The organism is Streptomyces sp. NBC_00829 (assembly GCF_045161795.1).
In the GTDB taxonomy this organism is placed as follows: domain Bacteria; phylum Actinomycetota; class Actinomycetes; order Streptomycetales; family Streptomycetaceae; genus Streptomyces.
Genome location: NZ_CP108867.1, coordinates 3,414,045 through 3,431,999, shown reverse-complemented (window position 1 = coordinate 3,431,999; position 17,955 = coordinate 3,414,045). Strand labels below are relative to the sequence as shown.

The 17,955-nt window shown below is 70.9% G+C and carries 19 protein-coding genes and 1 pseudogene; 13 read left to right on the top strand and 7 right to left on the bottom strand.

All coding sequences use genetic code 11. The annotated features are described in order from the left end of the window. Positions 1–76: 76 nt before the first annotated feature. Complete coding sequence (locus OG293_RS14705; protein ID WP_405999241.1) at positions 77–652, top strand: TetR family transcriptional regulator; 576 nt, start codon at positions 77–79, stop codon at positions 650–652. A 131-nt stretch (positions 653–783) separates the two neighbouring features. Next, a complete protein-coding gene (locus tag OG293_RS14700; RefSeq protein ID WP_405999240.1) occupies positions 784–1,266 on the top strand; it encodes a MarR family winged helix-turn-helix transcriptional regulator in 483 nt (160 codons plus the stop codon). 471 nt (positions 1,267–1,737) lie between these two features. Here the strand turns inward: OG293_RS14700 and OG293_RS14695 are convergent, their stop codons facing one another. The 3 genes from OG293_RS14695 to OG293_RS14685 all read right to left on the bottom strand — a co-directional run bounded on the left by OG293_RS14695 (position 1,738) and on the right by OG293_RS14685 (position 4,154). Beyond that, positions 1,738–2,472: a Mut7-C RNAse domain-containing protein gene (locus OG293_RS14695; RefSeq protein ID WP_405999239.1), complete on the bottom strand. Its 735-nt coding sequence runs from the start codon at positions 2,470–2,472 to the stop codon at positions 1,738–1,740. A 12-nt stretch (positions 2,473–2,484) separates the two neighbouring features. Continuing rightward, entirely contained in the window at positions 2,485–3,348 is an 864-nt protein-coding gene (locus OG293_RS14690) for an NAD(P)H-binding protein (protein ID WP_405999238.1), read from the bottom strand. A 221-nt stretch (positions 3,349–3,569) separates the two neighbouring features. Beyond that, positions 3,570–4,154, bottom strand: coding sequence for a GNAT family N-acetyltransferase (locus OG293_RS14685; RefSeq protein WP_405999237.1), 585 nt, complete (start codon positions 4,152–4,154; stop codon positions 3,570–3,572). A 45-nt stretch (positions 4,155–4,199) separates the two neighbouring features. Here OG293_RS14685 and OG293_RS14680 point away from each other — a divergent pair, with 45 nt between their 5' ends. After that, on the top strand, positions 4,200–4,820 hold the full coding sequence (locus OG293_RS14680) for a hypothetical protein (RefSeq protein WP_405999236.1): 621 nt from the start codon (positions 4,200–4,202) through the stop codon (positions 4,818–4,820). On the opposite strand, the gene OG293_RS14675 is transcribed toward OG293_RS14680, so the two are convergent. Next, positions 4,814–5,638: a DUF6597 domain-containing transcriptional factor gene (locus tag OG293_RS14675; RefSeq protein WP_405999235.1), complete on the bottom strand. Its 825-nt coding sequence runs from the start codon at positions 5,636–5,638 to the stop codon at positions 4,814–4,816. The two genes, OG293_RS14680 and OG293_RS14675, sit on opposite strands and share 7 nt — an antisense overlap. 62 nt (positions 5,639–5,700) lie before the next feature. On the opposite strand from OG293_RS14675, the gene OG293_RS14670 reads away from it, so the two are divergent. The 3 genes and pseudogenes from OG293_RS14670 to sigJ form a co-directional block, all read left to right on the top strand. Beyond that, positions 5,701–6,270: a TIGR03086 family metal-binding protein gene (locus OG293_RS14670; RefSeq protein WP_405999234.1), complete on the top strand. Its 570-nt coding sequence runs from the start codon at positions 5,701–5,703 to the stop codon at positions 6,268–6,270. Between the two features lie 171 nt (positions 6,271–6,441). Continuing rightward, complete coding sequence (locus tag OG293_RS14665; protein ID WP_405999233.1) at positions 6,442–7,305, top strand: SDR family oxidoreductase; 864 nt, start codon at positions 6,442–6,444, stop codon at positions 7,303–7,305. Positions 7,306–7,601: 296 nt separating this feature from the next. Further along, a pseudogene (gene sigJ / locus OG293_RS14660) lies at positions 7,602–8,468 on the top strand (RNA polymerase sigma factor SigJ); the annotation flags it as partial. Between the two features lie 253 nt (positions 8,469–8,721). On the opposite strand, the gene OG293_RS14655 reads toward sigJ, so the two are convergent. Then, positions 8,722–9,297, bottom strand: a complete 576-nt coding sequence (locus tag OG293_RS14655; RefSeq protein WP_406003597.1) for a hypothetical protein — start codon at positions 9,295–9,297, stop codon at positions 8,722–8,724. A gap of 272 nt (positions 9,298–9,569) precedes the next feature. Here OG293_RS14655 and hemL point away from each other — a divergent pair, with 272 nt between their 5' ends. From hemL to OG293_RS14620, 7 genes are all read left to right on the top strand, one after another. Beyond that, the gene (hemL, locus tag OG293_RS14650) at positions 9,570–10,886 is read left to right on the top strand and encodes a glutamate-1-semialdehyde 2,1-aminomutase (protein WP_406003596.1); all 1,317 of its coding nucleotides are present in this window, start codon (positions 9,570–9,572) and stop codon (positions 10,884–10,886) included. After that, complete coding sequence (locus OG293_RS14645; protein WP_405999232.1) at positions 10,883–11,566, top strand: histidine phosphatase family protein; 684 nt, start codon at positions 10,883–10,885, stop codon at positions 11,564–11,566. The genes hemL and OG293_RS14645 overlap by 4 nt, the downstream gene beginning before the upstream one ends. A 257-nt stretch (positions 11,567–11,823) precedes the next feature. Next, positions 11,824–12,429, top strand: coding sequence for a TlpA family protein disulfide reductase (locus OG293_RS14640; RefSeq protein WP_405999231.1), 606 nt, complete (start codon positions 11,824–11,826; stop codon positions 12,427–12,429). Between the two features lie 31 nt (positions 12,430–12,460). Next, positions 12,461–13,198: a cytochrome c biogenesis CcdA family protein gene (locus tag OG293_RS14635; RefSeq protein ID WP_406003595.1), complete on the top strand. Its 738-nt coding sequence runs from the start codon at positions 12,461–12,463 to the stop codon at positions 13,196–13,198. Positions 13,199–13,203: 5 nt separating this feature from the next. Continuing rightward, on the top strand, positions 13,204–14,901 hold the full coding sequence (locus OG293_RS14630; protein ID WP_405999230.1) for a cytochrome c biogenesis protein ResB: 1,698 nt from the start codon (positions 13,204–13,206) through the stop codon (positions 14,899–14,901). After that, positions 14,898–15,980, top strand: coding sequence for a c-type cytochrome biogenesis protein CcsB (gene ccsB / locus OG293_RS14625; protein ID WP_405999229.1), 1,083 nt, complete (start codon positions 14,898–14,900; stop codon positions 15,978–15,980). The genes OG293_RS14630 and ccsB overlap by 4 nt, the downstream gene beginning before the upstream one ends. Positions 15,981–16,017: 37 nt before the next feature. Further along, positions 16,018–16,530, top strand: coding sequence for an SRPBCC domain-containing protein (locus tag OG293_RS14620; RefSeq protein ID WP_405999228.1), 513 nt, complete (start codon positions 16,018–16,020; stop codon positions 16,528–16,530). Here OG293_RS14620 and OG293_RS14615 read toward each other — a convergent pair. Together OG293_RS14615 and OG293_RS14610 are read right to left on the bottom strand one after the other, a co-directional pair. Further along, complete coding sequence (locus tag OG293_RS14615; protein WP_405999227.1) at positions 16,517–17,446, bottom strand: isopenicillin N synthase family dioxygenase; 930 nt, start codon at positions 17,444–17,446, stop codon at positions 16,517–16,519. The two genes, OG293_RS14620 and OG293_RS14615, sit on opposite strands and share 14 nt — an antisense overlap. Further along, the gene (locus OG293_RS14610) at positions 17,439–17,888 is read right to left on the bottom strand and encodes a nucleoside deaminase (RefSeq protein WP_405999226.1); all 450 of its coding nucleotides are present in this window, start codon (positions 17,886–17,888) and stop codon (positions 17,439–17,441) included. The genes OG293_RS14615 and OG293_RS14610 overlap by 8 nt, the downstream gene beginning before the upstream one ends. Between the last annotated feature and the right edge of the window lie 67 nt (positions 17,889–17,955).

The window sequence follows — 17,955 nt, the reverse complement described above, 5'->3', positions numbered from 1 at the left end:
GTTGGTCAACGCTTGTTGGCAAATGTAGAGCCGCCGGGTCTGGCATGTCAACACTTGTTGGCCTACAGTTGTTGGCATGAAGACGGAAGCCCCCGGCGGCCCCCGCCGCTCCGATGCCACCAGGGCCGCGATCCTCGAAGCCGCGCGCGAGCGCTTCGCGGCCGACGGATACGAGCGCGCCACCATCCGCGCCATTGCCCGCGACGCCGGCATCGATCCGTCGATGGTCATGCGCTACTACGGCAACAAGGAGGGACTGTTCGCCGCCGCCTCCGAATTCGACCTGCGCCTGCCGGAGTTGGGCGCCCTGCCCGGCAAGCACATAGGCGCGGTCCTCGTCTCCCACTTCCTCGACCGGTGGGAGCGGGACGAGGTGCTGACCGCCCTGCTGCGTGCGAGCGTCACCAACGCGGCCGCGGCCGAGCGTGCGCACGAGATCTTCAAGGGGCAGATCGGGCCGCTCGCCGCGGGTGTCTGCCCGGACCCCGCCGACGCTCCCCGGCGTGCCGCGCTCGTCGCCTCGCAGATTCTGGGGATGGCGCTCACGCGGTTCGTACTGCGCTTCCCGCCCGCCGTCGACATGAGCCGGGACGAGGTGATCGCCTGGCTGGCACCGACGGTTCAGCGGTATCTGACCGCGGAAGGCCCTTAGACCGGGTCCGCGAAGTCCCGCCTGGTCGTTTGGTCCGCGACGCCCTTGGCGTGGGCGCCGATACTTTGCGGACCCCTCCCCGGGCGTGCCCCAGGGCAGTGCCGAGTGCCCTTGGCTCGTACAGTATCTGCATGACGCAGAAGAATGCGGGCGGGCGCGGCAGGCTGATGGACGAGCTGTCCTCCGCCTCGCGCCGGTACATGGCCTCGTACGCGCTGTTCAACCAGGCCCTCGCCGATCATCTGCGGCTCCACCCGACCGACCTGCAGTGTCTCAATCTGCTGGCGCTGGAGCGGGGCCCCGTCACCACCGGGCGCGTCGCCGAGCTGACCGGTCTGACCACCGGCTCCGCGACGCGGCTGGTCGACCGGCTGGAGCGGGCCGGCTACGTCACGCGCGAACGCGACGCCGAGGACCGGCGGCGCGTGCTGGTCACGCTGGTGCCCGAGCGGATGGCGGAGTTCGGCGAGGTCTGGCAGAAGCTCAACGGCTCCTGGTACGCGATGTTCGACGCGTATAGCGACGAGGAGATCGCCCTCCTCACCACCCACATGCGGCGGACGGTCGACCTCAGCGCGGCGCAGATCGAGCGCCTGAGGAGCGGCGAGCTCTGACGCGGGCACCGCGGGCGCCGGGCACCGCGGGGGCGCGGCGGAGCGCGGACCGGCTGCGGGCGCGCTGGCCGCGCGGCGAGGTGGTGGCTCTGCCGGGGTGCCCCCGTCGCGCGCCGTACGCCCTTCGGGCGCGGCTTCAAGGGTCCTCCCGGACTTCGTCGGGAGGACCTCAACGGGCTTGATGTGCTCACCCTGGCGCAGGTGGCGCTGCCCGGGGCCGGGCCGCCCTGGGCGCCTCGGCGAACGGGCGGGTTCGGTGGGTGGGGTAGGACCGGAGGCGCCGTTGGGTCGGGTGGGACCGGCGGGTTCGGTGGGACCAGAGGCGCCGAGGAACCGGCAGGTCGGGTGGGACCGGCGGGTTCGGTGGGACCAGAGGCGCCGAGGAACCGGCAGGTCGGGTGGGACCGGCGGGTTCGGTGGGAGCAGAGGCGCCGAGGAACCGGCAGGTCGGGTGGGACCGGTCGGGGCCCGCTAAGCTGCCGCGCCGCCGAATTCCCTCAGGGCCTCTTCGACGATCGCCTCCAGGCGTGCATGGTGCGCGCCCCGCCAGTACACCCGCTCGCAGGCCGTGCACTGCGCGAACACGTCGTACGAGCGCTGCGTGCCCTGCTGCAACTGGTCCTGGACCGAGTCCTTGTCGGCTTCGGTCAGTCGGCCGTTGCAGGCCGTGCAGCGGGTCCACGGCGCCAGTGCGGGCGCGAACCGCTCCAGTACGTCGCGCAGTTGGTCGTCCGGCCGGTCGCTGTAGATGTACGCACCCGCCCAGATCTCCCTCCGCCGCAGCAGCCCGCGGTCCCGCGAGAGCAGCACGCGCCGCTCCTTCGCCGAAAGGGTGGCCAGCGCCGGGTCGCCGATGTCCTCGTTCTCGTACGCCGCGTCCACGCCCAGGAGCCGCAGCCGCCGCGCCAGCGTGCCGAGGTGGACGTCGAGCAGGAAGCGCAGCGGGGCGCCGCTGACCCGCTGGGGCCGCTCCACGCTGTACACCTCCACGCTCTCGCCCGCGCGCGGGATGTGGGAGACGGAAACCTCGCGGCCGTCGACGAGCAGCCTGCCCGCCTCGGTGAGCGGGACGCCGAGTGACTCGATGACATGGCCGAGCGTCGACGATCCGTCGGTGACCAGGGCCGTAGGACCCTGGCGCCGCTCGGAAGGGACGAAGAGGCGCAGCTCAGGGGCGACGCTGAGATGGATTTCCGGTCCGTTCACGCCGCCAGCATGTCATCGGGCGGCGTGGAAGGCATCCGCGTTCTCCTCGGCCCACTCGGCGAAGGTGCGCGCCGGGTGCCCGGTCAGCTCCTCCACGGTGCGGGTGAGGGGTGCGGGCGAACCGTCCGTCGAGGCCCAGTAGTTGAGCAGTCCGTCCGCGAAGGCGTCGGACATGTATCCGGACATCGATGCCTTCCATGCCTCGCGCGTCACGGCGTTGAAGGGGAAGGGGCGGCCGACGGCGCGGCCGAGAACGGTGAGCTGCTCGGTGAAGGTGAGGGACTCGGGGCCGGTCAGATGGTAGGTCCTGCCGCGCAGCCGGGGCTGGGTGAGCAGCGCCAGCGCGGCTTCGGCGATGTCGCGTTCATGGATCGGATCGCCATAACTGCCGGGGTACGGAAGGTCGATGGAACCGCTGGACTCAAGTGCCCACCGCCACTGGAAGGCGTTGGCCGCGAACGCGCCGGGCTGGAGGACGGTTGTCGGCAGGGGGGAGGCGGCGAGCGCCCGCTCGACCTTGAGATGGGTCGCGGCGATCGGGTTTTCGGCGGCATCGGGGTCGAGCACGGAGCTGGAGGAGAGGAGCACGATGTGCTCGACGCCGGCCGCTTCGGCCGCGTCGAGGAAGGCGTCGATGTGCGAGGGCTCGGCGTAGAGGAAGACGGATGTGACGGATTCCAGGGCGGCCGGGAAGGTCGCGGGATCGTCGAGGGCGCACCGGACCGGGTCGACGCCCGGGGGGAGCCTGAGTTTCTCGGGGGCGGCGGACGCGGCGCGAACGGGGATGCCGGCCGCGTGCAGCAGGGAGATGAGGGCGGAGCCGACGCGGCCGCGGCTTCCGGTGACGAGGACGGCGCTGTCGAGGGCACTGGTCATGGTGGTGACTCCTTGGGGGACTGGCGGGAGACGGGGCTCGGGCGGCGGCCGGGGCCGCATCGGCGACAAGGGCGCGCGGCGGCACGCCCGCGCAGCCGTAACTCCCAATTGCCTGGCGTAGCGCAGAATCTGCGCGACGCAGATAAATATCCGTGACGAGAGCCTCCTCGTCAAGCGGGCCGGGGAGGACGGACGTTCCCTCTGGGCCGTCCTCCCCGGCGTCAGGGAGTCGACGCCCGCAGGTCCAGCCGCCAGTCGTTCGAGCGCGCGACGTTGCCCGGCGGGTACTCGAAGTCGCATTCGCCCATCAGCACGAAGCCCGCCTTCCTGCACACCGCGTTCGACGGCCCGTTGTCGACGGAAGGAAACGCGTGGAGATAGCGGTGCCTGTGCTCCGCCCGCGCCCGCTCGACCACCGCGAGCGTGGCCGCCGTGGCTATGCCCAACCCCTGGAAGGCCGGGAGGACGCTCCAGCCCGTCTCGTACACCTGCTCGCCGTTCCAGGTCTGTTCCCAGAAGCCGACCGTGCCCGCGGCCGGGCTCTCCCCGCCCCGGACACCGGAGCCGTCCGCGCTCCGGCCGTCCGGGCCCTCCCCGTCCGTGAGCAGCACGATGCGGTACATCCGGCCCTTCCCCGTCCGGTCCGAGCTGAGATCCACATAGCGCTGGTGGCGTTTGACCAGCTGTTCCTCCGTCTCCGGGCCTCCCAGGTGATCCATCAACGCCGGTGCGTTCGCCGCCCGGAGCAGGGCGAAGTCGTCCTCGGACCATGGCTCGATCCGTACCGCCGGTGCTTTGATCTCCATGTCACGCACTGTAGGACGAGGGTCCGACAATCGGGGGTCCCGAGGATGAGCATCACCGGTGTCTGGGCGACCGGAGCCGTCCCCGACGCCCAAGTCGCCGCGCTGCCCGGGCGCTTCGCCGACATGGAGGGCGCGTGGGTCATGCCGCCCGGCTATGCCGAGGATCTGGCGTGGTGGCTCGGCGGCGGCGATCGTGAGCCGTACTTCACGCCCGCGCCCACGCGCGCCGCCCTGAGGTTCGCCGCGTTCGCGCGCAGCGGCGGCCCCAGCGCTCCGGCCGTTGCCGCGATGAAGGCGGCGGGCATGGATCTGCTCCGCGGCGCGGAGGGAGCTGCCTCCTTCGTCGCCGCGGCGCGCAAGGGTGATCCCGCAACCGCTCTCTGTTACGGCCTCGGCGCGCAGGATGCGGCCCGGCTCCCCGGCTGGTTCGGCGACTTCCTGCTGACGGCGGCCGAGGTGCGCGCCGTCCTCCCGCACGTCGAGTCCGTGCTCGCCGTCACCGGGCCCCGCCGTACCGAGATCCTCGCCCGCGTCGACGCGTGGATGTCCGCCATGAGCGACGAGCCCGAGTTCGCGGCGTACACACTGCTGGAAGGGCCGCTGCGGGTGCTCTGGTACGCCGCCGCCCATGGCACGGGCGCCGTCGGAGTCACCGGGAACTACTGACCTGCCGGGCGTGTATAGGAGGTCGGCGGCACGCCCACCGTCGCCGTGAAGTCGCGTACGAGATGCGCCTGATCGCTGTAGCCGAGCTCGGCCGCGAGCGCCGCCCAGTCCGGGCCGGACTCCGCGCCGTCGCCCTCCTCGGCCCGCTCCAGCGCCTCGTGGATGCGGTAGCGCAGGATGACCCACTTGGGGCCGACGCCGACGTACGCGGCGAAGAGCCGCTGAAGCGAACGCGCCGAGACCCCTTCGGCCTCCGCCAGCTCGGCGACGCGCCGGATCGTACGGTCGCTGCGGACCAGTTCGACCAGCTCCATCGCGCGCAGCGCCTGAGGGTCCGCCCGCGGATCGAGGCCCAGCAGGAACGAGTCGAGCGCGGCGACCCGCGCGTCCTCCGACTCCGGCCCCAGGACGGGGCCGGCCGCCGTGGTCCCGCCCGCCAGCACGTCCGCGACGGGCACCCGCCGCCCGGTCCACTCCGACACCGGACGCTCAGGAGCGAACGGCCTGAATCCGCCGGGACGGAACTGCACCCCGCACACCCGCCCCCGCCCCTCCAGCTTCTGCGTGAAGAGCTCCAGGCCGATGCCCGCGACCTCCCCCCACGGCCGCTCGTCGCCGTACTGCTGGAAGACGACGTTCACGGACGGGTGCGGCACCACGTGGGAGGCGTACGGCTCCGGCAGGTCCCAGTCGATGAGCCAGTAGTGCTCGAGATACGGGCGCAGGGCGGGCGCGGGTTCGCGGCGGCGGAAGTGCACGCGCGAGAAGAGTTCGCGGGCTTCGACGATGCCCCTGGTGTCGCGTCGAGGACCGGCCATGCCGCGGATCCTATGTCGCGTTTGTTCAATACGCAGGTTCCGGCCAGATCTAGCCTCGCCCCATGACGGACACCATCAGCAACCTGCTCGAAGCGGCGGCCGGGCGCGCCGTACCGGTGGTACGCGGCATCACCGACGGTCAGCTCGCCGACCCGACTCCCTGCGCCGAGTACGACGTACGCACTCTCGTCGATCACCTCATGCAGGTGGTGATCAACTTCCAGGCCCTGGCAGCGCGGAAGGAAGCCGACTTCTCCTCCGTCCGGCACTACACCGACGGCGACTGGAGGTCCCGGTTCGCCGACGAGACCGGGGTGCTCGTCGCGGCCTGGGCCGTCCCCGGCGCCGAGGAGGGCACCGCGGGGACGATGGGTCTGCCGGCCAGGACCGTGGGCCACATGGTGCTGGGCGATCTGACCGTGCATGCCTGGGACCTCGCCCGGGCCACCGGGCAGGAGTTCACGCCCGACCCCGTCGTGGTGGACGAGCTGGTGCCCTCGCTGGCCGCAATGGCGCCGATGGCCCGCAAGGGCGGCGTCTTCGGCGAGCCGGTCCCCGTCCCGGACGACGCACCCGGCTTCGACAAGGTGCTCGCGATGACCGGCCGCGACCCGCACTGGCAGCCCGCCTGACGCTTCGGCGGGCAGGGGCACTCACCGGCGCGGTTCCCCTCCGGTGGTGGGCTCTCACGCGGCGGGGCGCTCGTCAGGCGGGCTCTCGCGCGGGTCGGGCCTCGCGGGGCCCGCTCTCATCCGGCGCAGCTCCGGATGTCACACGGCGGCAGACTGTGTCGTCCTGGAAGCATGAGGATCGCCATTGCCGGAGGAACAGGAACCCTGGGTCGGCAGGTCGCCGACGAGCTGCGTTCGCGCGGGCACGAGGTACGGGTGCTCAGCCGCCGCTCCCCGGAGTACCGGGTCGACCTGACCACCGGGGAAGGGCTGGACGAGGCGCTCGCGGGCTGCGACGCCGTGGTCGACGCGAGCAACAGCCGGGCGTCGACGAAGGACGCGGCCCGCACACTCGTCGACGGCTCGCGTCGGCTGCTGGCCGCGGAGGATGCCGCGGGTGTGCGCCACCACGTCTGTGTGTCCATCGTCGGCTGCGACCAGGTGCCGATGGGCTACTTCAAGGTCAAGACCGAGCAGGAGAGCGTCGTGGAGCGGGGCCCGGTGCCCTGGACCGTCGTACGCGCCACGCAGTTCCACGACCTGCTGGACACGGTGTTCACGGCGGGCGCGCGCTGGAAGGTGCTGCCGGTGCCGAAGGCGCTGGTGCAGCCGGTCGCGTGCGCGGAGGCGGCGCGGGCCGTCGCCGATGTCGCCGAGAGGCCGCCGTTGCGCGGACGCTTCGAGGTGACCGGCCCCGAGACCGTCGACGCCCGGACACTCGCCCGCACCTGGAAGTCGGTCACCGGCAGGCGGGCGTTGCTGCTGCCGTTGCCCTTGCCGGGGAAGGCGGGGCGGGGGCTGCGGGCCGGTGTGGCGACGCTGGAGCGGCCGGACGTACGGGGGAAGGTGCCGTTCGAGGAGTGGCTGCGGGACCGGGCGGCGGCCGGGCCGACGGCGGCCGGATCAGCGGGCGGACCGGCGGCGGAGTCTTCGCGGCCGGTGTCCTCGCGTTCGGAGCCTTCGCGTTCGGACCGGCGGGGTAGGGGGAAGCGGTGATGAACTCCGGGGGCGACGAGTCGCCGCAGCCCCGGCCCGTACGGGACGAAGGGCTCGGCCACGGCCCCAGGCCGTCCCCGAGCGGCTCCGGCGTCCGCCGGTCCGGCCCCGGTGCTCATGAGCCAAGCCCCTCTGCAGGTGAGCCCCGCCCCGGCTCCGGCTCCGGCGCTGCCCGCCCTGGCCCTGGCTCCCTCCCCGGCTCCGGCCCTGGCCCTGGCCCTGGCCCCGGCTCTGCCGACGCCGACGGGTCGGCCCCCGGCGCTGTTCCGCCCCGCCCCGAGCTCACCCCCTCCGACGAAGCCACCCTCGCGGACGCCTTCGAGCAGGAGCGACCGCACCTTCTGCGGGTGGCCTATTTGACGACCGGCCGGCTCACCGAGGCCGAGGACTGCGTCCAGGAGGCATGGCTGAGGCTGTGCGGTCTCGACGACCCCGGCGCGATCCGGGACCTGCGCGCCTGGCTCACGACCACCGTGGGCCGTATCGCCCTCGACGTCCTCGGCAGCGCCCGTGTCCGGCGCGAGCGCTACGTCGGGACCTGGCTTCCCGAGCCGCTGGTCGAGTCCCCCGTCGAGGACGACCCCGCCGAGCGGGTCACCCTGGACGAGTCCGTGAGCATGGCGCTTCTGGTCGTACTGGAGCAGCTGTCACCGGCGCAGCGCACCGCATTTCTGCTCCACGACGTCTTCGGCGTGTCCTTCGACGAGGTCGCCGGCGTCGTCGGCCGTACTCCGGCCGCCGTGCGCCAGCTCGCCGCCCGCGCCCGGCGCGATGTCGAGGAGGGCAGGCCGCGCTTCCCGCCCACCGCGGCCCAGCAACGGGAACTCGTGGACGCGTTCGCGGCGGCGTGCCAGGAGGGCGATCTGGAGGGGCTGGTCGCGCTGCTCGATCCGGACGTCCGGCTGCGCGGAGACGGCGGCGGCAAGGTCACCGCGCTGCGCCATGTCGAGCAGGGGGCGCAGAAGGTGGCCCGTGTGCTGCTCGCCTTCACCCGGCTACCGCCCCGCGATCTGCGTCCGGCCCAGGTCAACGGCGCGCCGGGGCTCGTCGTCCACGACGCGCAGGGGCTGCTCTCGGTGGTGTCCTTCACGGTCGATGCCGACCGCATCACGTCGGTCGATGTGGTGCGCAACCCGGACAAGCTCACCACGGTGGAGGACTGAGGCTCAGGGCCGCGTGGCGCGGCGTCCGGGTCTCCGCCCGCTGCCGGCACCGGTGGTGACGATCCGTCAGCCGAGGCCGGAGTCTCTGCGAGCCCTCCACGGCTCGCCCGGCGCCGTCGATCGCCCGGCGGAACGCCGCGGGGTCCTGTTGGACGCGGGGATCACGTCGGTGACCCGAAACGCCACCAGGACCCGGGAAATCCCAGGTCAGGGCCGCATCAGGTCAGGTCGCGCCGGTCAGTGCCACACCGAGTCAGGGCCACACCAAGCAGTACGGCTGGTGTCCCGCCTCATGCAGACGATGGCTGAAATCCTGCCATTCGTGCAGCAGTTGGTAGACGTTGAAGGCGTCCCGCGGACCGCCCCGGTCCGGGACCGTCGACCATATGAAGGCCGCCGCGCCCACCGACTCCTCGCCGATGTCCCGCAGCGGGTCGACCACCGTCATCGGAAGCTTGACCACCGCATAGTCGGGGTGGAGCACCACCAGCTCCAGCGGCGGCACCTTGTTCAGCGGCATGCCCTGGATTCCGGTCAGCACCATCGCGGCTATGGTCTCCGGCTTGATCTTGGCGAACATTCCGCCCATGCCGAGTTCGTCGCCGCCCAGTTCCTCGGGGCGCATCGAGATGGGCACCCGTGCCGCCGTGGCTCCGTCGGGTGCGCCGAAGTATTTGTAGGTCACCCCCACTCGGCCGCTCCTGCTTCCCATGGGTTCGTGCGCTCCCGACTCGGGCACGCTCGATTCGCCTCGCCGGTGTTTTCCCCGCCGGGCAGGCTCAGGACCCAGGTCGTCGGTCCCCTCGCCCAGTCCGCCACCGCGATGCATATCTCCACCCGACCACTCGCAGCCCCCGCCGTGCAACCCGATCATCGTGACAGTGACCTCCCCCACGAACGTGTTGTGAAACACCCGTCCGCAAGAACGTCCCGGGCTCTGACACCATGGATTCCGTGAGCTTTCCCTGTGTCGCCCCAGTTTCGCAGACGCGAGCGTGGTGACGCCCTTTCGTAATACGAGGAGACCGCGCTCCCTGCTCAGCGGTGGCCGAGATCCTCCGTCCCGGCTCCCCGAACACCCGATTCCAGATCAGGACCAAAGTGGCGTATTCATACGAAGCCCCAGTTTCGCAGACGCTTTTCGACCGCGCGTCCCTGGTGACGCCCGGCGGCGTCAACTCTCCCGTACGGGCCTTCCGGGCCGTGGGCGGCACGCCCAGGTTCATGGTGTCCGGTACCGGCCCGTACCTCACCGACGCGGACGGGCGCGAGTATGTCGACCTCGTCTGCTCATGGGGCCCGATGATCCTCGGGCACTCCCACCCGGCCGTCATCGAGGCCGTGCAGGCCGCCGTCGCCCGCGGGACCTCCTTCGGTACGCCCGGCGAGGGCGAGGTCGCCCTCGCCGAGGAGATCGTGTCCCGGATCGAGCCGGTGGAGCAGGTGCGGCTGGTGTCGAGCGGTACCGAAGCGACGATGTCCGCGATCCGGCTGGCCCGCGGCTTCACCGGTCGCGCCAAGGTCGTGAAGTTCGCCGGCTGCTACCACGGCCACGTGGACGCGTTGCTCGCCGCGGCCGGCTCGGGAGTGGCGACCTTCGGGCTGCCGGACACGCCCGGGGTCACGGGCGCGCAGACCGGCGACACGATCGTGCTGCCGTACAACGACCTGGAGGCGGTGCACGAGGCCTTCCGCGCGCACCCCGGCGAGATCGCCTGTGTGATCACCGAGGCGTCGCCGGGCAACATGGGCGTGGTTCCGCCGGGCCCGGGCTTCAACGAGGGACTCAGGGCCGCCTGTGCGAAGAACGGCGCGCTGTACATCTCCGACGAGGTCATGACCGGGTTCCGTACGTCCAAGGCCGGCTGGTACGGCATCGACGGCGTCGCGCCCGACCTGATGACCTTCGGCAAGGTCATGGGCGGCGGCTTCCCGGCCGCGGCCTTCGGGGGCCGGAAGGACGTCATGGCGCACCTCGCTCCGGCCGGTCCCGTCTACCAGGCGGGCACCCTCTCCGGTAACCCCGTCGCCACCGCCGCCGGGCTCGCCCAGCTCCGGCTGCTGGACGACGCCGCGTACGAGAAGGTCGACGCCGTCTCCGCGGAGATCCAGTCCCTGGTGACGGACGCGCTCACCAAGGAAGGCGTGGCCCACCGGCTCCAGACGGCGGGCAACATGTTCTCCGTCTTCTTCACGGGCTCGCAGGTGCGCAGCTACGAGGACGCGAAGAAGCAGGAGTCGTTCCGCTTCACCGCCTTCTTCCACTCGATGCTGGCGCAGGGCGTCTATCTGCCGCCGTCCGCGTTCGAGTCGTGGTTCGTGTCGACCGCGCACGACGAGCGGGCGATCGAGCGGATCACCGCCGCGCTGCCGGCCGCCGCCCGTGCCGCGGCCGAGGCGACAGAGGTGCCGGCATGAGCGACGACAAGGACATCACCGTCGTCCATGTGATGCGTCACGGCGAGGTGGAGAACCCCGACGGCGTGCTCTACGGCCGCCGTACCGGTTACCACCTCTCCGAGCTCGGCCGGCAGATGGCCGACCGGGTCGCCGAGCATCTCGCGGGCCGCGACATCACCCATGTCGTCTCCTCGTCGCTGGAGCGGGCCCAGGAGACGGCCGGCCCGATCGCCAAGAGCCACGGCCTCACGCTCGACACCGACGACCGGCTGATCGAGGCCGCCAACGTCTTCGAGGGCAAGACCTTCGGCGTCGGCGACGGCGCCCTGCGCAAGCCGGCCAACTGGAAGCATCTGACGAATCCGTTCCGCCCGTCGTGGGGGGAGCCGTACGTCGACCAGGTCGTCCGGATGATGGGCGCGCTGAACGCGGCGAAGGACGCGGCCCGTGGGCACGAGGCGGTCTGCGTCAGCCATCAGCTGCCGATCTGGATCGTGCGGAGCTTCGTCGAGCGGCGCCGGCTCTGGCACGACCCGCGCCGCCGGCAGTGCACGCTCGCCTCCCTGACCACGTTCACATTTCAGGGTGACCGGATTGTTTCCGTCGGTTACAGCGAGCCCGCCCGTGATCTTGTCCCGGCGCATCTGCTCGCGGGCGCAAAGCCCGTGAAAGGCAAGTCGAAAGCATTCGGCGCGTAGTCCGTGAAGCGTCCCCCGAACCGTTGACAACGAAAACACGTGCGAGTCCCCAGACCCCTGCCAGGGCACGAGGGGGACGCTATGCGCGAGATCAGTCGAAGGGTTTGTTCGGGGCGGGACCTGGAGCCGCAGCCGCGGTCGGGATCGCGGGCTGCGGCTCGCTCGGACAGGGCGGATCGGGCATGGCGGACCCGCCGCTCTACGGGCATCAGGGGGGCGCGGAATGATCCGTGGAACGGCCATGCGAAACTTTTCACATGAGCCTTGTCCGTGCCTCCCGCGCCGCCGTGCTGACCGCTGTGGTCGCTGTCGGCGCGCTCACCCTGTCGGCCTGTGACGGCGCGGACAGCGGAAAGTCCGGTGGCGGCGGTGACACCAACTTCGTCGCCGGTACCGGCGGTATCTCCACCGCCGCCAAGGGCAAGCGCACCGCCCCCAAGAAGCTCGCCGGCGAGACGCTGGAGGGCAGGCGGCTGGACGTCGCCGACCTCAAGGGCAAGGTCGTCGTGATGAACGTCTGGGGCTCGTGGTGTGCTCCCTGCCGGGCCGAGGCGCCGCACTTCGCGAAGGTCTCCCGGGAGACCAAGGCGAAGGGCGTGGAGTTCGTCGGGATCAACACCCGCGACGCCAACAAAGGCCAGGCGGTCACGTTCGAAGAGGACTACGGGATCGACTACCCGAGTCTTTACGACCCGATGGGCAAGCTGATCGTCAATGGCTTCCCCCGGGGCAGCCTCATGCCACAGGCCATTCCCTCCACCATCGTGCTCGACCGCGAAGGGAAGATCGCGGCCCGCGCGCTGAAGGCGCTCGACGCCGACGAACTCCACAAGATCATCGATCCGCTGATCGCGGAGAAGTGATCCTGTGCAGGTTCTCGCCTCCTCCACGGGCATGAACGCGACGGTCTTCAGCGGGGCGCTGCTGCTGGCCGTGCCCATCGCCGTCCTCGGCGGACTCGTCTCCTTCTTCTCGCCCTGCGTGCTGCCGCTCGTTCCGGGCTATCTCTCGTACGTCACCGGCGTCAGCGGCACCGACCTCGCCGAGGCCAAGCGCGGCCGGATGGTCGCGGGGGCCTCCCTCTTCGTTCTGGGCTTCACCGCCGTCTTTGTCTCCGGCGGCGCGCTCTTCGGCTACTTCGGCGCGACCCTCCAGGGCGAGAGGGAGACGCTTTCCAAGATCCTCGGCGTGCTGATGATCCTGCTGGGCGTGTTCTTCATGGGGCTGATGCCCTGGCTCACCCAGCGTGAGTTCCGCATCCACAAGCGGCCGGTGACCGGCCTGGTCGGTGCCCCGCTGCTGGGCGCGCTCTTCGGCGTCGGCTGGACTCCCTGCATCGGCCCGACGCTCGCTTCCGTCAACGCGCTGGCCGCCCAGGAGGCGAGTGCGAGCCGGGGGGCCATACTGACCGTCGCGTACTGCGTCGGCCTCGGGCTGCCCTTCGTCCTCGCGGCCGTGGCCTTCCGCAAGGCGCTCGGCGCGTTCGGCTGGGTCAAGCGCCACTACGCGTGGGTGATGCGGATCGGCGGGATCATGATGATCGCGACCGGTCTGCTGCTGCTGACCGGCGTCTGGGACGGCCTGGTGCAGAGCATGCAGGGCTGGACCAACGGCTTCACGGTGGGGATCTGAGTTCCATGAGCAAGACGGAGACCGAAGAGCAGCGGGACGACCGCGACGCGGCGGACGGCAAGGATCTCGGTGCGGCCGGTGCGCAGCTCTCCACCGCGCCCACGGAGGAGCTCATCGGCGGTCCCACCCTCGGTGTCATCGGCTGGGCGCGCTGGTTCTGGCGGCAGCTGACCTCGATGCGGGTCGCTCTGATCCTGCTCTTCCTGCTCTCGCTCGGCGCGATCCCCGGATCGCTGATCCCGCAGAACAGCGTGGACGAGCTGAAGGTGCAGACCTTCCGGCAGGCCCACCCGACGGTCTCGCCCCTCTACGAGAAGCTGCAGTTCTTCGACGTCTACAGCTCCGTGTGGTTCTCGGCGATCTACATCCTGCTGTTCGTCTCGCTCATCGGCTGCATCGTGCCGCGCTCCTGGCAGTTCGTCGGTCAGCTCCGCGGCCGTCCGCCGGGCGCGCCCGGACGGCTGACCCGGCTGCCCGCGTACACCGCCTGGCGCACCGAGAGCGGGCCCGAGGAGGTGCGCGAGGCAGCGCTCGCGATGCTGAAGAAGCGCCGCTACCGCGCCCACACCGTCGGCGATGCGGTCGCCGCCGAGAAGGGCTATCTCCGCGAGGCGGGCAATCTGCTCTTCCATATCGCGCTGATCGTGATGCTGGTGGCCTTCGCCGCCGGGCAGCTCTTCAAGTCCGAGGGCGGCAAGCTGATCGTCGAGGGCGACGGCTTCTCCAACACGCTCACCCAGTACGACGACTTCAAGTCCGGTTCGCTGTTCAGCACGGACGAGCTCACGCCGTTCACCTTCAGGCTGGACAGCTTCACCGGTACGTACGCCAAGAGCGGCCCGGAGCGCGGCACCCCGCGTACCTACGAGGCCGCCGTCACCTACAGCCGGGGCGGCGGCCCGGACAGGAAGTCGACGATCCAGGTGAACAAGCCCCTGGTGGTCGACGGCACGAAGGTCTATCTCAACGGGCACGGATACGCCCCCGTGGTCACCGTCCGGGACGGCCGGGGCAAGGTCGTCTTCAGCGGCGCGGTGCCGTTGCTGCCGATCGACAACAACGTCACGTCGACCGGCGCGATCAAGATCATGGACGGCTACCGCGACAAGGCGCGCAAGAAGGACCAGCTGGGCTTCCAGGCCTTCTTCGTGCCGACCTTCGGCGGCGCCGGCAAGGGATCGATGTTCTCGCAGTACCCGGGTCTGGAGTTCCCGGTGCTCGCGCTCACCGGCTACCACGGCAGCCTCGGCGTCGACGCCGGTCTGCCGCAGAACGTGTACCAGCTCGACACCTCCAAGCTGACCCAGTTCAAGGACTCCAAGGGTCAGATCCTCAAGGCGAGGCTCCTGCCCGGCGAGAGGATGACGCTCCCGGACGGTGCCGGCTCCATCACCTTCGAAAAGGAGGTGAAGGAGTGGGCGACCTTCCAGATCTCGCGGCAGCCCGCCTCCGGCTGGGCGCTGACCGGCGCGATCGCCGCCATCGCGGGCCTCGTCGGATCGCTGTTCATCCAGCGCCGTCGGATCTGGGTCCGGGCGGTCACGGGGGAGGACGGCGTCACCGTCGTCGAAATGGCGGGCCTCGGCCGCAGCGAGTCCGCGAAGCTTCCCGAAGAACTGGGTGATCTCGCCCTGACCCTCAACTCGCAGGCGCCGACGGCGCCCGATCCCTCAGACGTAGCTGCCGAAGGGGCTGAGAAGTGACTCTCGCCGCCGCAACCAACGAGAATCTCGCGCACATCAGCAATGTGCTGATCTATTCGTCGATGGCAGTCTTCACGCTGGCCTTCTTCGCGCACATCGCGGAATGGACCTTCGGCAGCCGCAGCAAGGTCGGCCGCACGGCCGCCGCGCTGACCGGCGCACCCTCGCGTGCCTCCTCGGTCCAGGTCCAGGTCAAGTCCCAGAGCGGTGGCACCGCCGTCCTGGACAGGCCGAAGGTGATCACGCGCTCCGCGGCGGGCACCCGCGACGTCCCGGACGGGCCCGGCGCCGCCGGCGGCACCGAGAAGGGCGACCTGTACGGGCGGGTCGCGGTCTCGCTGACCGTGCTCGCCTTCTTCGTCGAGGCAGCCGGTGTCGTCGCCCGCGCGGTGTCGGTGCAGCGTGCCCCCTGGGGCAACATGTACGAGTTCTCCATCACCTTCTCCACGGTGGCGGTCGGCGCGTACCTCGGCTTCCTTGTGGCCAGGAAGAACGTCCGCTGGATCGGTCTGCCGCTGGTCACCACGGTTCTGCTGGACCTCGGCATCGCCACCACGGTGCTGTACACCAACAGCGACCAACTGGTCCCGGCGCTGCACTCGTACTGGCTCTGGATCCACGTCTCCACCGCGATCCTGTGCGGCGCGGTCTTCTACCTCGGCGCGGTCGGCACGCTCTTCTACCTGCTGCGCGACTTCTACGAGGCCAAGGTCGCCCGGGGCGAGAAGCCCGGCGCCCTGCGCACCTCGGTCATGGAGCGGCTGCCCGCCGCGGCGACCCTCGACAAGTTCTCGTACCGCGTCAACGCGGCGGTCTTCCCGCTGTGGACCTTCACGATCATCGCGGGCGCGATCTGGGCGGGCGACGCCTGGGGCCGCTACTGGGGCTGGGACCCCAAGGAGGTCTGGTCCTTCATCACCTGGGTCGCGTACGCCTGCTATCTCCACGCCCGCGCCACCGCCGGCTGGAAGGGCCGCAAGGCGGCGGCCCTGGCACTCGTCGCCTTCGGCTGCTGGCTCTTCAACTACTACGGCGTGAACATCTTCGTCACCGGCAAGCACTCCTACGCGGGCGTCTGAGGTAGCGCCCCCGCACCCGGCGAGCCAGGCTGGTGCCATGGACGCGACGATCCGCCACGGCACCAGCGAGACCCGCGACGGCAGCATTCATCTGCTGCGGTTCGCGCTCCGGCTGCCCCATCCGGCGGTACGCGTCTGGGCCGCCGTCGCCACGCCCGAGGGGCTGCCGACCTGGCTCGCCGCCGCCGATGTGCTCGAACCGCACGTCGGCGGGGCGATCACGCTGCGGTGGCTGAACGCCACCGACCCCGTGGCCGCCGAGGGCAGGGTCACCGCATGGGACCCGGAGCGGGTCGTCGAGTACGACCTGGACACCCTGCACGGCCGGATGCGCTTCCATCTGGAGCCGGCGGACGCCGACGCCACCGTGGTCCGCCTCACCCATGAGCTCCGGGGCACGGACGAGCTCCGGCTCGACACGCTGGCCGCCTGGCACGACCACTTCGAATTGCTGGCCGCCGCGCTGGACGGGCAGCCGATGACGGACTGGTCGGACTGGACCCCGGGACGATGGCAGGAGCTGCGGGAGGAGTACGTCAGCCGGCCGTGATCGCGTCGAGCTGGGCCCGCAGATAGGTGTGCGAGTCGATGCCCCGCACCTGTGTGCCCGGATCGCACTCGTAGAAGTAGACCAGCGAGATCAGCTCCTCGGCGGGCACGTCCGCCGGTGGCGGAAGCACCCGGTGGCGGCCCGAGCACCAGCGGCCGTCCGTCCAACGGGCCATCAGATCACCGATGTTGATGGTGAACGCCTCGGGGTCGTAGGGCGCGTCCTCCCAGCCGCCCTCGTCGGTGAAGACCTGGAGGCCGCCCTTGCCCGCCTGCCGGTCCAGGACCGTGACCGTGCCGAAGTCGGTGTGCGGGCCGATGCGGAACTGCCCCGGCTGCGGGAGACCGACGGTCTCGGTGCCCGGGTACCAGTTGACGTTGAACCCCCAGGTCGGATGCCCGGTGTGGCGGGTGAAGAAGGTCTCCGGTTCGCCCAGCGCGGCGGCGAGGAGTTCCAGGAGCCGGTCGGACAGCTCCCGCATCCGCGCCAGATACGCCTCGATCGGGGCCTTCAGTCCGGGCACCTCGGCCGGCCAGGTGTTCGGCAGGAACCACTCGGCGTCGACCGCCGGGTCACCGGTCGGCTCGTGCGCGGCGAAGGACAGCGACTCCTTGAGGTCGGGTGGAGTCTCGGTGCCTTCCGCGTAGCCGTTGGCCTCCGCGCCGGGCCCGAGCCAGCCGCGCGCGCCGACCCGTACCGCGTACGGCTCCTTCGCCGCATGCGGCAGCCGGAAGAACTCCCGTGCCGCCTCGCGGATCTCCCCGCGCAGCCCCGGATCGACGCCATGGCCGGTGACCAGCAGAAATCCGGCGCTCCTCAGGGCCCGGTCGACGGTGGCGGCGATCGCGGCACGGCCGGCCGGGTCCCCGTCGAGCCAGGGGCGCAGGTCGATGGTGGGAATCCTGGGTTCAGTCACCGATGTCCTCGCTCCACAGGTCGGGGCGGTCCTTGATGAACTCGCTCATCAGGGTCCTGCATCCGGGGTCGTCCAGCAGCACGATCTCCACACCGTGTCCGGCCAGCCAGTCGTGCCCGCCGTGGAAGGTCACCGCCTCGCCGATCACCACCCGGGAGATGCCGAACTGGCGGACCAAGCCGCTGCAGTACCAGCACGGCGAGAGCGTCGTCACCATGGTCGTGCCCCGGTAGGAGCGCTGTCGTCCGGCGGCCCGGAAGGCGGCGGTCTCCGCGTGCATCGACGGATCGCCGTCCTGTACCCGGCGGTTGTGTCCGCGTCCGAGCAGCCGCCCGTCCGCTCCGTACAGGGCGGCCCCGACGGGGATTCCGCCCTCGGCGAGGCCGGTCCGCGCCTCCTCGAAGGCCGTCGCCAGCCATGTCCTGAACTCCGTGTGTTCCATGGCGCTCACACCTCGCAACGTACGCCATCGGCGGCGCCGATCGGCCCATCGAAAGGACGCCCCACTG

Bases quoted from the DNA above. Each gene is read 5' to 3' on its own strand.
- OG293_RS14705 (WP_405999241.1), top strand. From the start codon at position 77: ATGAAGACGGAAGCCCCCGGCGGCCCCCGCCGCTCCGATGCCACCAGG.
- OG293_RS14700 (WP_405999240.1), top strand. From the start codon at position 784: ATGACGCAGAAGAATGCGGGCGGGCGCGGCAGGCTGATGGACGAGCTG.
- OG293_RS14690 (WP_405999238.1), bottom strand. From the start codon at position 3,348: ATGACCAGTGCCCTCGACAGCGCCGTCCTCGTCACCGGAAGCCGCGGC.
- OG293_RS14685 (WP_405999237.1), bottom strand. From the start codon at position 4,154: ATGGAGATCAAAGCACCGGCGGTACGGATCGAGCCATGGTCCGAGGAC.
- OG293_RS14680 (WP_405999236.1), top strand. From the start codon at position 4,200: ATGAGCATCACCGGTGTCTGGGCGACCGGAGCCGTCCCCGACGCCCAA.
- OG293_RS14675 (WP_405999235.1), bottom strand. From the start codon at position 5,638: ATGGCCGGTCCTCGACGCGACACCAGGGGCATCGTCGAAGCCCGCGAA.
- OG293_RS14670 (WP_405999234.1), top strand. From the start codon at position 5,701: ATGACGGACACCATCAGCAACCTGCTCGAAGCGGCGGCCGGGCGCGCC.
- OG293_RS14665 (WP_405999233.1), top strand. From the start codon at position 6,442: ATGAGGATCGCCATTGCCGGAGGAACAGGAACCCTGGGTCGGCAGGTC.
- OG293_RS14655 (WP_406003597.1), bottom strand. From the start codon at position 9,297: ATGCATCGCGGTGGCGGACTGGGCGAGGGGACCGACGACCTGGGTCCT.
- OG293_RS14645 (WP_405999232.1), top strand. From the start codon at position 10,883: ATGAGCGACGACAAGGACATCACCGTCGTCCATGTGATGCGTCACGGC.
- OG293_RS14640 (WP_405999231.1), top strand. From the start codon at position 11,824: ATGAGCCTTGTCCGTGCCTCCCGCGCCGCCGTGCTGACCGCTGTGGTC.
- OG293_RS14635 (WP_406003595.1), top strand. From the start codon at position 12,461: ATGAACGCGACGGTCTTCAGCGGGGCGCTGCTGCTGGCCGTGCCCATC.
- OG293_RS14630 (WP_405999230.1), top strand. From the start codon at position 13,204: ATGAGCAAGACGGAGACCGAAGAGCAGCGGGACGACCGCGACGCGGCG.
- OG293_RS14620 (WP_405999228.1), top strand. From the start codon at position 16,018: ATGGACGCGACGATCCGCCACGGCACCAGCGAGACCCGCGACGGCAGC.
- OG293_RS14610 (WP_405999226.1), bottom strand. From the start codon at position 17,888: ATGGAACACACGGAGTTCAGGACATGGCTGGCGACGGCCTTCGAGGAG.